The 14577-nt window shown below is 53.1% G+C and carries 12 protein-coding genes; 1 reads left to right on the top strand and 11 read right to left on the bottom strand.

What is annotated here, in order from left to right; all coding sequences use genetic code 11:
* Positions 1-104: 104 nt before the first annotated feature.
* From ACCC84_RS13070 to ureA, 6 genes are all read right to left on the bottom strand, one after another.
* Complete coding sequence (locus tag ACCC84_RS13070; RefSeq protein WP_233092303.1) at positions 105-1382, bottom strand: NupC/NupG family nucleoside CNT transporter; 1278 nt, start codon at positions 1380-1382, stop codon at positions 105-107.
* 220 nt (positions 1383-1602) lie between these two features.
* A complete protein-coding gene (locus ACCC84_RS13065) occupies positions 1603-3123 on the bottom strand; it encodes a bifunctional metallophosphatase/5'-nucleotidase (protein WP_004955542.1) in 1521 nt (506 codons plus the stop codon).
* A 244-nt stretch (positions 3124-3367) separates the two neighbouring features.
* Complete coding sequence (locus ACCC84_RS13060; protein WP_371901986.1) at positions 3368-5059, bottom strand: aryl-sulfate sulfotransferase; 1692 nt, start codon at positions 5057-5059, stop codon at positions 3368-3370.
* A gap of 24 nt (positions 5060-5083) precedes the next feature.
* Positions 5084-6742: an urease subunit alpha gene (locus ACCC84_RS13055; protein ID WP_371901985.1), complete on the bottom strand. Its 1659-nt coding sequence runs from the start codon at positions 6740-6742 to the stop codon at positions 5084-5086.
* Between the two features lie 21 nt (positions 6743-6763).
* A complete protein-coding gene (locus ACCC84_RS13050; protein ID WP_371901984.1) occupies positions 6764-7018 on the bottom strand; it encodes an urease subunit beta in 255 nt (84 codons plus the stop codon).
* 9 nt (positions 7019-7027) lie between these two features.
* Complete coding sequence (gene ureA, locus ACCC84_RS13045; RefSeq protein WP_273872063.1) at positions 7028-7327, bottom strand: urease subunit gamma; 300 nt, start codon at positions 7325-7327, stop codon at positions 7028-7030.
* A 709-nt stretch (positions 7328-8036) separates the two neighbouring features.
* On the opposite strand from ureA, the gene ACCC84_RS13040 reads away from it, so the two are divergent.
* The gene (locus ACCC84_RS13040) at positions 8037-9041 is read left to right on the top strand and encodes a LacI family DNA-binding transcriptional regulator (protein WP_371901983.1); all 1005 of its coding nucleotides are present in this window, start codon (positions 8037-8039) and stop codon (positions 9039-9041) included.
* A gap of 6 nt (positions 9042-9047) precedes the next feature.
* On the opposite strand, the gene araD is transcribed toward ACCC84_RS13040, so the two are convergent.
* Genes araD through ACCC84_RS13015 form a run of 5 tightly spaced genes read right to left on the bottom strand, consistent with a single transcriptional unit; the run spans position 9048 to position 14562 of the window.
* Entirely contained in the window at positions 9048-9740 is a 693-nt protein-coding gene (gene araD / locus ACCC84_RS13035) for an L-ribulose-5-phosphate 4-epimerase (RefSeq protein WP_371901982.1), read from the bottom strand.
* On the bottom strand, positions 9734-10603 hold the full coding sequence (locus ACCC84_RS13030) for an L-ribulose-5-phosphate 3-epimerase (protein WP_371902001.1): 870 nt from the start codon (positions 10601-10603) through the stop codon (positions 9734-9736). The genes araD and ACCC84_RS13030 overlap by 7 nt, the downstream gene beginning before the upstream one ends.
* Positions 10590-12077 (bottom strand): FGGY-family carbohydrate kinase, encoded by a 1488-nt coding sequence (locus ACCC84_RS13025; RefSeq protein ID WP_004955556.1) that lies wholly within the window; start codon positions 12075-12077, stop codon positions 10590-10592. The genes ACCC84_RS13030 and ACCC84_RS13025 overlap by 14 nt, the downstream gene beginning before the upstream one ends.
* Before the next feature lie 8 nt (positions 12078-12085).
* The gene (locus ACCC84_RS13020; RefSeq protein ID WP_004955559.1) at positions 12086-13075 is read right to left on the bottom strand and encodes an ABC transporter permease; all 990 of its coding nucleotides are present in this window, start codon (positions 13073-13075) and stop codon (positions 12086-12088) included.
* Positions 13072-14562, bottom strand: coding sequence for a sugar ABC transporter ATP-binding protein (locus ACCC84_RS13015; protein ID WP_004955562.1), 1491 nt, complete (start codon positions 14560-14562; stop codon positions 13072-13074). Before ACCC84_RS13015 ends, ACCC84_RS13020 begins: the two co-directional genes overlap by 4 nt.
* Positions 14563-14577: the final 15 nt, after the last annotated feature.

Raw genomic sequence — 14577 nt, 5'->3', positions numbered from 1 at the left:
TATGTGAAGAACATCACAAAAGAACGCGATATCGTTCACAAATTCGCTAAGGATTCGTGCCGGGATAACGGGCGCCCAACCGGACGCCCGTAACAGAGTTTAGCTTAAAGCGCCAGGAAGAACCCGGCGATGGTGGCGCTCATCAGGTTAGACAGCGTACCGGCCGCCACCGCTTTCAGACCAAAGCGCGCTATATCGTGGCGACGATTCGGCGCCATGCTGCCCAGACCACCCAACAGGATCGCCACCGAGGACAGGTTGGCAAAACCGCACAGCGCAAACGAGATGATCGCTTTGGTATGGGCAGAAAGCACCTGCAAGCCTTCGGCAGCCACCACGTCGTCCGGGCGCAGATAGGCGCCGAAGTTCATGTAAGCCACAAATTCGTTGACGATAATCTTCTGGCCGATAAACGAACCGGCGGTCATCGCCTCATGCCACGGCACGCCGATCAGGAAAGCAATCGGTGAGAAGATCCAGCCAAGAATCAGCTCCAGCGACAGTTGCGGATAGTCGAACCAGCCGCCGATACCGCCAAGGATACCGTTCAGCAAGGCGATCAGCGCAATAAACGCCAGCAGCATGGCACCGACGTTCAACGCCAACTGCATACCGGACGCCGCACCGGACGCTGCCGCGTCAATGACGTTGGCCGGACGGTCGTCTTCAGCGATCAGCTTCATCGCATCGTCTTTATCGTGGGTTTTCTCGGTTTCCGGCACCATCAGCTTGGCGAACAGCAAGCCACCTGGCGCAGCCATAAACGAAGCGGCAATCAGGTATTCCAGCGGTACGCCCATCTGCGCATACCCTGCCAGCACCGAACCGGCCACCGAGGCCAGGCCGCCACACATGACGGTAAACAGTTCAGACTGGGTCATGGTGGCAATATACGGACGCACCACCAGCGGCGCTTCGGTCTGGCCAACAAAGATATTGGCGGTTGCCGACAGCGATTCGGTGCGCGAGGTGCCGAGCAGTTTTTGCAGGCCGCCGCCGAGCACGCGGATCACCAGTTGCATGATGCCCAGATAATACAGCACCGCAATCAGCGAGGAGAAGAACACGATCACCGGCAATACCCGCAGGGCGAAGACAAAGCCGCCGCCGCCGAACACCTCGAACATCTTGTCGGAAACCAGCCCGCCAAAAATAAAGGAAATGCCCTGATTGCCATAGGCGATCACGTTAGCCACGCCGGCCGACATGCCGCCGAGCACCGCGCGCCCCACCGGCACATACAGCACCAGCGCGCCGATGGCTATCTGAAGAACAAATGCCCAGGCAACGGTGCGCAGATTAATCGCGCGACGGTTGCTGGAGAGCAGTACCGCAATCGCGATCAGCGCCGCCATGCCGACCAGGCTCATGATGAGTTGCATGTAAAGTATCCCTGTTGCGAATAAAGTAATGCATCCCTGCCAAAGAGGAACACAGGGTTGCTTATGAATGTTTTCGGGGTGTGATTATACGGAGCGGGACGATACCCGCACCGATTCATATCACAAAAATATACAACCAGACGCAATAGAAAACATCATTACGTGACATTCATCACGGTTTAATCCTTCCGCATAACGTCAACTCGCCAGCCCTGATTGGCTACAGCGCCTGGTCCTTGATGCGCTTGTGTTCATCGGGGACGATCTCCGGTTGCGACTTGATATAGTCCACCACCGCGGCTGTCGCACCGCTGCCGGGAAGCGTCCTGATATTCCGCCCTTCGGTAAAGGCGCTGAATCCATCTCCCCCGGTCGCCAGGAAAGAATTCACCACAATCGGATACCAGGCGTCATCTTTGAGCGGCTGCCCCTGCACCGTTAGCGAGACGATGCGCTGATTGAGCGGCTTGCGGCTATCGTATTCCATCTCGATACCTTTCGAGACCTGCAGAATGCCATTGGTCAGATTTGCCGCATGATTCATTAGCCAACGTAGCTGTTTGCCGTTGATTTCCATATAGCTTAAATCGTCCGGGAAAGGGAACATGGTGATGATATCACCCAACTTGATTTCCCCTTGAGCAAGCTCACTTCTCAAACCGCCGCTGTTGACAAAGGCAAGCTGCGCCCGTGGTTCCGCGGCCAAAAAGGCATCGCCAACCATATTGCCAGCGGCGGAAGACTCTCCATAAGAGCGCGTCAACTCTGCGCTGGCGCTGCCGATTTTCTGCTGGGTGATCTGCTTTAGCTTATCCGTCCATAGCGCGACCTTCGCCGCCGTTGCCGGGTCAGGCTCCACGTCACCATCGTAAATATTGATCAACTTGCCTTGATAGCCAGCGATCTTTTTAGTTTTATCGTCAATATTCAACACCAATTTGCCCAGATCGATACCATAGGCATCGGTGGAAACAATCAAGGTATTATTGACTTTGATCGGTTCCGGCGTGCCAACGTGCGCATGCCCGGTAATAAGAACGTCCAATCCCTGCACCTGCTTTGCCAGTTCAATATCCTTGCTTAACAACCGGGTTACGTCTGCCGAACCAAAACTGGATTGCCGCGCCGGTACGCCTTCATGGATTAATAATACGGTAACGTCCACCTTGTCGCGAATCTGCCCAAGATACTTATTGAGGTATTCCACTTCGTCGCGCATCTCTACGCCAGCGCGCATATTCTTATTTACCGTATCGTAGAAAGCGAATTTGCCATGCAGGCCAATCACGCCAACCTTGATGCCGGCTTTTTCCAAAATAACCCATGGTTTATCCCACACCGGTTTATCACTGTTCTCATAAAACAGATTACCTAATAGCACCGGAAAAGTGGCTTTGCTCAACTGCTCAATCATATTGGGTACGCCATGATCAAACTCATGATTACCGATGGACACGGCATCAAACGACATTTGATTCATTATATCAATGATGGCTTCCCCCTGCGTTAGCGTGCTGATATACGGCCCGGTAAAAAAATCTCCGGCATCAAACAAGAAGACGCCATCATCTTTGGCTTTGGCCTGTTTGACAATGCTGGCGATATTGGCGAACCCCCCGACTTTTTTATCTTTACTGACATAGGGGGCTTTAAAAGGAAGTACATTAGCGTGTAAGTCGTTAGTGTGATAAATAGTGATGTCGGCTGATAATACCGAACCGCTTGCTAAAAACAATCCCATTATTAATACACTAAAAGCTTTAATTCTTCTCATTGCATATCCTCCATGAATTATTAAACTTTAACTCTTAGCCACACTAGTCAATATCACGATCTTTTTCCGTGACCTGTAACTCAGTTTATAACACCATGAATTAATTTTTTAATAATAGCCCCAGGCATTTATATGCAAAAATGCCTAGGGTTATTTTATTACCTATTAACATGCAAATAAAAAATAACATTAGATATTAATTTAACACTAATTATAAAGCAGCTCTAATAGTTGATTTATTTGGGTACATTGGTAATCGTAGACTCTTAAAATTATAATACCCTAACGCTTCTGACTCGCCAATATCCAGTTCAAAATCAAACACTATCTCTTTGCTTGATTTGTTCACCTCACAAATATATGTTTTGGGGTAAACCTTTTCCCCTCGCTGCATTGGCGGATCCCCTAATAGAAGCCCAATATTTTCACCGTATTCATTTAAATGAATTCCACCATAGTTGATAAGGTAGCTATCCTTCAACTCTTGAATATTACATACAAATGAGCAATAACGCTGGCTACCCAGTTCCTTGCCAAAACGCCAGATTATCTTCACGGTCATGTGTTTCGTATTTATTCTATAATGAACACCCTCCGAATAATTATTATCCGACCTTATCTGCTTGCGCTTATCAAAACTCCTATAGTTTCCGTTATTGAATAGGATGATATCAACTTCATCCGGGTCTTTGCTGGTTTCGCTGTTGTTTGTATCTATAAAGTTTATCGAGTGTTGCCCCCAAGGCCAAAACTCCTTATCTAAAAAATCATTATCCGTAATTTCATTACCAAAGCTATCAATAGGCCTCAATAAATATTTTTTTAACTCTGGTTCCCAACCATAATGAGATCCCAATATCCACTGCAACTCCATATCCATCTTGCCATATTTATGCTTACTAATTTCCTTGCTGGCTATAATGGCATTTTGATGCCTGGCTGATATAACAAAGAAATCTTTCTCTTGATGGTAAACGGCCCTATTAATATGCAACCAATCTTTCTTGCCACCTAAAACAGAATCAATATTAGGTTGATACACTCTTTTGGTTGGAAGAACCTCTTTAAAATCGGCATATTTTTTTAACGTGTTAGAATGCTGATAATCAAAGATACCAATGTGATCCTCCATAATGTTGCTAAAATGGTCTTCAATACACACGAGCAGGTCACCGCTTTCCATTTCATACATATCATGATGTAATCCATACCGCATCTTCGTCAGATCGGTGAATTTCACACAGCGTCCTAGGATAGTAATTTCATAAAGGCATTTCTTCCAGAAATTCACTAGGAAATTACCATTTTTCAATCTAATAAAATTAGTGAAGGCCAAATCACGTGGGAAATTACCTGGAAGAAAATAATCATCACCGGATAAATACCAGCGAATAGTGGCGTTATGATCAACGGCCATGATATAAGAATTTATCGGTGACAAAAAGGTGAAACCTTCCGCCATAGCAATAGGTTCAGATTTACCAGGATGGATATTCGGCAATAATTTTATATCCTTTGGTAATTCCGGGGTTCTGATGGTGAACGATTTTACCACAACGGAACCATCGCTATAGGTTAGCGTCAATTCGACGTTATTATCAATGCCAGGATATAATCCCGCCACGGGAATAAAATGATAGTTATGCTGGCTACCATCATTAAACTCGTGTGTTAAATCTTTATCTCCGCTTTGTCCCTCAATCCTTATAACAGCTGAAGTGGCAAACGCGCAACCACTGGAAAACAGAATTACAGCCGTAAGCGGTGAGTTTTTAAAAGGATTATTGACAATAAGCGGATTATCTAACGTATAATCTCCATCACTGTATCTATCCAGAATAGCCCGCCATAACGCATTATGGTCGCTAACCAAGCTCCTCTTGTATTTCTTTATCGCATTCATCTTTATCTCCTCATCTCTCCCACATCAAAACATATTATAAAACCGGCTCAAAGGGACCTGTGAAGCAGCTTCAGCGTGCAGAGCAATACCATCCGCCCTTACAACATACGTTTCTGGATCAACCTCTATTTTTGGATTACTTGCTTGGTATATATCCGCTGTAGCTATCTGACGCGCACCACTGACAGGAAATATTTGGCTTGCCAGATCATAATTACCCATTACTCCCTGTTCAATACTCTCTCTTGAAGCAAATATAATTTTATTTTTATTAAACCCAGGAAGATTACCGAAGCTATGCCTAAACACCGTATTCAGATCATAGTTGTCCGGTCTATTTTGCTCGTTCAGGGTACAGGCTATGCCACTTTTTATTAGCATAAAAGGCGCTACGCCGAAGAATGCTGGTTGCCATAAAACCAAATCAGCAATCTTACCTACCTCGATAGAACCAATAGCAGCAGATAAGCCATAAACTTTCGCTGGGTTAATCGTATATTTTGCCAAATATCTTTTTACCCTGGCATTATCTGCTAAACCGGCCGTATCACGCCCTATTGTTTTCTTGCATTTGTCTGCTAATTGCCAAATATGCCGAATTAACAGGTCACTATCATCTCGTAATGAACTTGAGGTCACAATAGGGATGCATCCTCTATCCAGCAATAGTTCTTGCCCCACTACCGTTTCTGCTCTGGTAATACTTTCGGCGATGGCCAGATGCGTCGAATCAGAAGGTAATAAGTTCTTGCCATGCAAAAGTAAATCAAGCGAACTATCCAATACATTTTTCGAATAAAACAATGCGGATGTGGTTGCAGAAGAAAAACAATTGGTACATGTTAACATGTTAAGATTATCTGGCGCGAACCCACCCTCAGTTCCGCCAATATCATTAATACAAATGTTATTTTTACCTAAACTAGCGATAAAGTCTTCCACAGATCCTCTTTCATTGGTGGGTGTGCCACTGGCAACCACCTGGACATCATACTTATCCGCCGCTGAAAAACTCGCGGAGATAGCATCATTTTGTAATCCCCACTCCGGTGCAAGTTTAATTCCCATGCAGCCCGCTTTAATGGCATCCTCCATGCCGCTAGGATATCCCTTGGCCAACAGTCCAACATTGACAGGAACATCATCGAGTATTTTTAGCATCTTACTAATATTATAGTCACCGCAAGAAACCCCCGTCATGCGGGTTCCGTCCGTGGTGCCCTGACCACCACCAATCAGCGTAGTGATGCCGGCATTAAAGGACTTTAAGATTTTCTCATAGTCACTAAACACCGCATTAGTATCAATGGCCCCTGCTGTGATTATCAGATTTTTACCGTCAATAATATCAGTAGTGGATGAAATTTCTATATCTACGCCTAATTGAATGTTAGGGTCACCAGATTTACCGATTCTTGCTATCTTTCCATCCTTGATACCAATATCAGCCTTATATATTCCGCTCCAGTCAACAATAACAACATTGATTATAACAAGATCATAGTTCTTGTTACTGTGAGTACAGTTTGCCGCACTGCCTAGAAAATTGAATGAAGTCTCATTGCCATAAACGGTGAGATCCTTTTCTATTTCAATCAATAACTCGGTGTCACCCAAACGGACTTTATCGCCTGCCGTAGGGCCATATAATTCTGCATACTCTTTACGGGAAATATTTTCCATATCTATTCTCTCTTATCCATTTTAATTTTTTTTATTTTTAATCACATTGTTAAATTTAATATCACCCGGCTCAAGACGAAGCCCAAGCCCCGATGGTAGGTCTAATCGGCCATGAAACCTGTCTATTCTAAGTGTAGGATGGGCTGCAGCAATATCCAAGAAAGCGCCTAACGTTATTGGCCTATCATGGTCAGAAATAAACCTCAAGCTAATCACATCACAACCTTTATTTAATTGTATATCGCCTTTAGCGTAAATTACTTCGCCTGGTAACATATACCCTCCTCACCTTATTGGCTTATGAATAGTAAAAGAACGTGTACCATCATTAAATGTCGCCTCAACAAAAATCTGTTTCAACGTTTCAGCGACTCCATCCATTACATCCTCAACCTTCAACAACGTCGCACCAAATATCTTTGCGTCAGATAAGCCATGCCCATCTCTAACATACTCCGTAGTTTCATGGACAATGTAGGCAGTTGCCTCTGTGTAATTCAATTTCAACTTTCTCTCTTTTCTATCCTTGGCCAATTTCGCCGCCATAGCTATAAATAATTTATTCTTGTCTTTTTCAGAAAACATACATCCTCCTATAAGGTACGAAATCAATATGCCACGGCATTTAAACCGCCAACCCAAAAGCATCTATGTTATAGTTGGCTTGATCTTTCGCAATCGATTTTAAAACCCGCCGTAGATAAATTTATTACATAGCCTATTGCCATACCAAGCTATAAATATCATATTCAGGAAAAGTAAAACCCACACCAGCCTTTACTGAACTATAACTAGAAAATGTCATTAGTGGTTCGAATTTATAAAGGGAATAAATGAAAAATATTCAAGCCAATGACATAAACATGGCATTAGCGTTGTAATGCAGTTGGACGGCGATATCATCAGTTGACTGGGACACAATTGACACAGCGCCTCAAACATCTCGCTTCTACGCCCTATTACGGTCAGCCATTCGTGGCTATGGCGTGAATGCAGGATCGCCAGCAAATTATACCGTTCCGTCAGTTTTAGCTGGGCATGCTGCTGTCGTTCGAACTGCGGCTGTTCCATGTGCAGATCGTAACCTATTCTACCGATGGCAACCTGCTTATTCAGCTTGCCAGTCAGTAATGCCGCAAAATGTTATATCTAATTATATTGTTGCTATTAATAATCATGGATACTATTAACGCTCTTTTGTTTTACTCCTGGACTTCCTCTACATCCCCCTAGCACCCCAACCGCCCTTTCCCTACAATAAGGGATCTGTTGAGGCATAACGCAAGGAAAGACGGTGTCGAAAGCCAATCCCAATGCCACCATCGTGGACATCGCCCGCCGTGCCAGGGTGACCAATATCACCGTTTCCCGCGCCTTCAATAAGCCCGAGCTGGTCAAGCCGGAAACCCGTGAACGCATTCACGCCATCGCCAAAGAGCTGAACTACGTGCCCAATGCCTTCGCACAGGGGCTGAAGAGCAGCAGCAGCCAGATTATCGGCATCGTCACCAGCAGTATGTATAACCCGTTCTATTCCGGCCTGATCAAGACCGTGTCGCGCATCGCGCGCCAGCAGGGTTACCAGATCATGCTGTTCGACACCGACGGCAGCGAAGAGGCGGAAATGCGCGCCATTCAGGCGCTGTTCGGCTACAAGGCGCGCGGCATCCTGTTATCGGCGGTGCGCGATGACAAGCATTATCGTCCCGCCTATCTGGAACTGGCCGAGGTGTACGGCATCCCTCTGATTCTGCTCGATCGCGATCTCTACGATCAGCAACTGAGCGGGGTGTTCCTCGACAACCGCGAGATCGGCATCCTCGCCGGCCGCTATCTGGCGGAGCAACCGGAGAAAAAACTGCTGATTATCGGCGGCCCCGCCGACTCGGAGATCACGTTGACGCGTACCGCCGGCATCGTTGCGGCGCTGAAAGGGCGTGGCCGCGAACTACATATCATCAACGGCGACTACGATTTCATGTCGCAGGAAAGCGAGGTGCGCACCTATCTGGCCCAGCCGGAGAACAGCCCGGATTACATCATCGGCCTGAACGGCATCATCACGCTGGGCGCCATCGCCATCTGCCACGAAATGGGCCTCTATCAGCAGGTGAAGTTCTTCTCGATCGACGAACCGCCGCGCGCCGGCGCTTACGGCCTGCACATTCCCGGGGTGTATCACGATACGCAGAAACTGGGGGAGATCGCCGCGGAGCTGCTGTTTAGCGCAATCAATAGCCCGCGCGGAGAGCTGCCGGTGCGCAGAGAGTTCTTCACCGGCTCGCTGTTGAATCGCTGACGGGCGTTATTGCCCGTAGTAAGCGTGTTTGCCGTGCTTGCGCAGGAAATGTTTGTCCAGCAGCGCCGGCTGCATCGGGGCGATCGCCGGCACCAGTTGGCGCGTCGCCATCGCCATCGCGGCGACCTCCTCCAGCACCACCGCGTTGTGCACCGCATCCGCCGCGTCCTTGCCCCAGGTGAACGGCCCGTGGGAATAGACCAGCACCCCTGGCACCTGCTGCGGATCGCGCCCGCTCTGTTGGAAAGTTTCGACGATCACCTTGCCGGTTTCCTGCTCGTAATCACCGGCGATCTCCGCCTCGCGCATCGGCCGGGTGCAGGGAATATCGCCGTAAAAATAGTCGGCGTGGGTGGTGCCGAGCGCCGGGATCGGCTGCCCCGCCTGCGCCCAGATGGTGGCGTTGCGGCTGTGGGTATGCACCACGCCACCGATATCGCCGAAGGCGCGGTATAACGCCAGATGGGTCGCAGTATCGGACGAGGGTTTGCAATGCCCTTCCCGCACCTTGCCGTCCAGATCCACCACCACCAGATCCTCCAGCGTCATCGCCTGATAGGCGATGCCCGAAGGCTTGATCACCACCAGCCCGCGTTGGCGATCGATCGCCGAAACGTTGCCCCAGGTAAAGGTCACCAGCCCATATTCCGGCAGGCTGAGATTGGCGGCCAGTACCTGCCGCTTGAGTTCGTTCAGCATGCGATTCCTCCGCTGATCATCTGTTGTTCAATCCAGGCCTTGGCCTGGGCGATGCGCTGCTTATCCTGTCCGTCTTCACGCGCCCACATCTCCAGCAGGTAGGGGCCACGATAGCCGAGCGTATTGAGTACCGAAAAGGCGTGGGCGAAATCCACGCACCCTTCGCCAAACGGCACGTCGCGAAACTGCCCGGCGCTGCCCGGCCCCACCGCAATCGTGTCTTTGAGGTGGATGGCGGTGATACTGCCAATGTCCAATGCCAGCTCGGCGGCGATATCGTTGCCCCAGGCGCTGAGGTTGCCAAGGTCGGGATACACCGTGAACCACGGGCTGTTGACGTGGCGCGCAATGTCGCGCCATTTGCTGATGCTGTTGATAAACGGCGTGTCCATCACTTCCACCGACAGCATCACCTGTGCTCTGCCAGCCTGCGCCACCGCCCACTGCATGCCCTCGATAAAGCGTGTACGGCTGTGACGGTCGGCGGGTTCGTAATAGACGTCGTAACCCGCCAGTTGGATGTTGCGAATGCCGAGATCCACCGCCAGATCCAGCGCCTTGATCAACAGCACCCGCGCCCGTTCACGGGTGGCCACGTCGGCGCTGCCGAACGGATCGCGCCGGTGTGCCGACAGACACAGGCTCGGTACCGTCACCCCGCTGTCGAGACGCGCCTGAATAAACGCCAGTCGCTGACTGCGATCCCAATCCAGACGCTGCTGGCGCGCCGGCTGTTCGTCGATCGACATCTCCACAAAATCAAACCCCAGCTCCGCGGCGATCGCCAGCCGCTGCGGCCAGCTCAGATTGGCGGGCAGCGCTTTTTCATACAATCCCAGACAGGCGACGTTAGTTGTTTGCATCATTGACCTCATTCAAAGCCTGGGCGACCGCCAGATAGCGCGCCTGCTGGGCGCGCAGACGCCGATGGGCGGCGGGCGCGGGATAAAAACAACGCAGCTTGGGCGGCGCGGCGGCGATCGCTTCGGCGAAGCCGGCATACTCCCCGGCGCCTACTGCGGCACACAGCGCGGCGGCACGGCAGCCGCTCTGGCGGCTTGCCACCACGTCGAGCGGCAGATTGCCTGCGTCGGCGTACATCTGCATCCAGACGTCGGACTGCGTCGGCCCACCGGTCATGCGCACCCGCTCAATGCGCGGGTTCAGCCGCACCATGCGCTGCTGATGGATCAGGTGCGAAAACACGATGCCCTGATAGATAGCCTGCACCACGTCTGCCATCTCATGATGGGCGCTCAGGCCGATCAACCCGCCCGGCGTGTTGCCGCCAAGGTTGGAACCGTACAGATAGGGCAGGAACAGCAGCTCGCTGGGCCGTTCGCAGCGCTCGGCCACCCAGGCGTTGAACTGGGCGTAGCGTTGCCGGTCGTCGGCGCAAAACTGGCGCAGGAACCAGGCCAGATTGCCGGCCGAGGTCGGGCTGCCCTCGTGCACAAAATAGCGGCCGTCGATGCAGTAACGCCCCCAGGCATAGGGATAGTCGGCGGGGATCAGTCGCTCGGTCACACAGGTGGCGATCGACCAGGTGCCCGCCACCGCGCTGAGCGTGCGATCGTCGGCCACGCCGGAGCTGAGCGCCGCGCCCACCACGTCGAACAGGCCGCCGTATACCGCCGTGCCCGCCCGCAGGCCGCACTGCGCCGCCGCCCCGGCCGTCACTCGCCCGGCCAGTTGCGCCGAGCCAATCACCGGCGCGGTCTTTTCCGCCGCCTCTTCAATGCCAAAAGCCGCCATCAGCGTCGGATCGTAAGCCCCACTGTGCTGGTTAAACAGGTTGCTGCCGGAGATATTGGTTACCTCGGCCGCCGCCTCGCCGGTCAGGCGAAAGCGCAGATAGTCATGTGCCATCAAAATGCGATCGACGGCGGCGTACTGCGCCGGTTGATGCTGCTTCAGCCAGCGCAGCAGCAGCGCCGGGTGACTGGGCCACAGCGGCTGCAGGCTACGCGGGTAGGTTTGCGCATCTACCCCGGCGCGCTGCAAGGCTGCGACCGTTTCCGCCGCGCGGTTGTCCGAAGAGAGAATGCCGTTGCCGACCGGCTTGCCGTACCGGTCAATGGCATACAGCCCTTTGCCGTGCGCCGAAAAGCCGACGCCGCGCACCTGACCGGCATCCAGCGCCGCTGCATGCAGCGTCTGGCGGATCGCGGCGCAGACGTCATCCCACAGCGCCTCCATATTGCGTTCGCTGAAACCTGGCCGGGCGGCGATCGTCGCACCGTCGCGTTCGGCGATCGCCAGTTCTTCACCGTCAGCCCGGTACAACCCGGCCTTGATCACCGTGCCGCCGACGTCTATGCCAAGAAAAATGCCCATTGCGCCCCCTACTTGCGCCGCACGGAACTGAGATAGATGGCGGCCAGGATGATGCCGCCCTTCACCACGTTCTGGATATACGGCGACACGCTCATCAGATTGAGGCCGTTGTTCAGCACCCCGAGCATCATTGCCCCCACCAACGTGCCGACAATGGCGCCACGCCCGCCGGAGATTGCCGCCCCGCCGAGCACGACCGCTGCAATGGCGTCCAGTTCAAAGCCTTCACCGGCGTTGGGCTGCCCGCTCATCAGGCGTGAGGTCAGCACCAGCCCGGCCAGCGCGGCGGTCAGACCGCTTATCACGTACACCAGCATCTTGTAGCGCGGCACGCGGATGCCGCTCAGGCGCGCCGCCTCTTCGTTGCCGCCCATCGCGTAGATGTAACGGCCGAACGGCAGCTGGTTCAGCATCAGCCAGGCCAGCAGGTACACGCCGAGCATGATCAGAATTGGCACCTGGATACCCAGCACCGTGCCGCGGCCGAAGAAGGCGAAGACGTCGGGCAGGCCGGAGATCGGGTAGCCGCCGGTGTACAGCAGCGCCAGACCGCGGGCGATCCCCATCGATGCCAGAGTGACGATGATCGGCGGCATGCGCAGATAGGCGATGCAAGCGCCGTTGGCCAGACCGAATAGCGCCCCGACCGCCAATGCCGCCACCATCGCCAACGGGATGGGGATCGCCGCCAGCATCAGCCCGGCGGCGACGGAGCCGGCCAGCGCCATCACCGGCCCGACCGAGAGATCGATACCGCCGGTGAGGATGGCGCAGGTCATGCCCACCGCGATGATGGCGTTGATTGACACCTGGCGCGCCACATTGGTCAGGTTGTTGACGCTGAGGAAGCTGTCGTTCAGCACGCTCATCAGCGCAAACAGGATCACGAAGCCGATAAACGGCAACACCGCCGGATGGTGTAGCAGTTTATCCCAGCGCTTGCCGAGGCTGGGGGCAGCGGCGCGGCGCGCCACGGCGGGTTGTTCAATTCCGATCATAATGCACTCCCGGTAGCGTGAAGCATGATGTGGTTGGATTCGATGTCGTCGCCGGTCAGCTCGGCAACGATGTGGCCGCCGCGAAACACCAGTACGCGGTCGCACACGCCGATGATCTCCGGCAGTTCGGAGGAAATCATGATGATGGAGATACCCTGCAGGGTCAGTTGCTGCATCAGCTGGTAGATCTCGGCCTTGGCGCCCACGTCGATACCGCGCGTCGGTTCGTCGAAGATCAGGATGTTGCAGTCGTTGTTGAGCCAGCGGGCGATCACCACTTTCTGCTGGTTACCGCCGCTCAGGGTACTGACGGCGGTATCCGCGCCCGGGGTTTTTACCCCTACCGCGTGGATCAACCGCTGCACCACGTCGCGATCCTTGCTGGCGCTGACGAAGATCTTGCCGCGCCGATGATGCCGGTTGAGGGTGATGTTCTGCGCCACCGAGAACGGCAGCACCAGGCCTTCGGTTTTGCGACTCTCCGGCAGCAGACCGATGCCCTGCGCCAGCGCCTGCGCCGGCGAATTCAGCGCCGCCGGCCGACCGCCGAGACTCACGCATTTGCGGTGGCAGCGACTGGCGCCGATCAGCGCCGACACGGTCTCGGTGCGTCCGGAGCCCACCAGTCCGGCAAAGCCGAGGATCTCGCCCTTATGCAGCCGAAATCGGTCCGTTGGGCCGTGCTTTTCGCGCTGGATCTCCGCCTCCAGCAACAGCGTCGAGGTGTCCACCGGGTGCTGTTTCAGCGGGAAGGCGTTTTCGATCTTGCGCCCGACCATCAGCCGTACCAGCTCTTCCACGTTGGTGTCGCCGGTGGCCAGCGTCTCGATATAGCTGCCGTCGCGCAGCACGGTGATGCGATCGCAAATGGTGAAGATCTCATCCAGGTGGTGCGAGATAAACACCATGCCAACGCCCAGCAGCCGCAGATCGTTCATCACGCTAAACAGATGCTCGGCCTCGCCCGGGGTCAGCGTGGCGGTCGGCTCGTCCAGTACCAGCACGCGCGCCTCCAGCGACAGCGCCTTGGCGATCTCCACGAACTGTTGCTGCGCCACGCTCAACTGCTCCACCGGACAGTCGAGATCGATTTCCACCGTCAAGCGTTTGAAGATAGCTTCGGCCTTGCGCCGCATCGCGCGTCGATCCAACAGGCCCCAACGATTTCTGATCTCCCGGTTGAGAAAGATGTTGTCGATGGCGCTCATGTAGGGAATCAACGAGAATTCCTGAAAAATAATGCCGACACCGGCCTCGATCGCCTGGCGATAGTTGCTAAAGCGGCACTGCTCACCGTCGATAAAAATGTCGCCCTCGTCCGGCTGATAAATGCCGCACATGATTTTCACCAGCGTCGATTTACCGGCGCCGTTTTCGCCCAGTAGGGCGTGCACCTCGCCGCGTTGAATGGCGAGATCGATGCCGTCCAGCGCCTTCACGCCGGGAAAGCTCTTTTTAATCCGCTTCAATTCCAATAAAGCTGTCACCGCAATACCCTCCGC

The organism is Serratia odorifera (genome assembly GCF_041448735.1).
In the GTDB taxonomy this organism is placed as follows: Bacteria; Pseudomonadota; Gammaproteobacteria; order Enterobacterales; family Enterobacteriaceae; genus Serratia_F; species Serratia_F odorifera.
Note: the sequence above shows the minus strand (reverse complement) of the source record. Positions and strands in the feature narration are given on the sequence as shown.

Excerpts from the sequence above, each read along its gene's own strand:
- ACCC84_RS13025 (WP_004955556.1), bottom strand. The coding sequence starts at position 12,077 with ATGGGCATTTTTCTTGGCATAGACGTCGGCGGCACGGTGATCAAGGCC.
- ACCC84_RS13030 (WP_371902001.1), bottom strand. The coding sequence starts at position 10,603 with ATGCAAACAACTAACGTCGCCTGTCTGGGATTGTATGAAAAAGCGCTG.
- ACCC84_RS13060 (WP_371901986.1), bottom strand. The coding sequence starts at position 5,059 with ATGAATGCGATAAAGAAATACAAGAGGAGCTTGGTTAGCGACCATAAT.
- araD (WP_371901982.1), bottom strand. The coding sequence starts at position 9,740 with ATGCTGAACGAACTCAAGCGGCAGGTACTGGCCGCCAATCTCAGCCTG.
- ureA (WP_273872063.1), bottom strand. The coding sequence starts at position 7,327 with ATGTTTTCTGAAAAAGACAAGAATAAATTATTTATAGCTATGGCGGCG.
- ACCC84_RS13065 (WP_004955542.1), bottom strand. The coding sequence starts at position 3,123 with ATGGGATTGTTTTTAGCAAGCGGTTCGGTATTATCAGCCGACATCACT.
- ACCC84_RS13020 (WP_004955559.1), bottom strand. The coding sequence starts at position 13,075 with ATGATCGGAATTGAACAACCCGCCGTGGCGCGCCGCGCCGCTGCCCCC.
- ACCC84_RS13050 (WP_371901984.1), bottom strand. The coding sequence starts at position 7,018 with ATGTTACCAGGCGAAGTAATTTACGCTAAAGGCGATATACAATTAAAT.
- ACCC84_RS13070 (WP_233092303.1), bottom strand. The coding sequence starts at position 1,382 with ATGCAACTCATCATGAGCCTGGTCGGCATGGCGGCGCTGATCGCGATT.
- ACCC84_RS13055 (WP_371901985.1), bottom strand. The coding sequence starts at position 6,742 with ATGGAAAATATTTCCCGTAAAGAGTATGCAGAATTATATGGCCCTACG.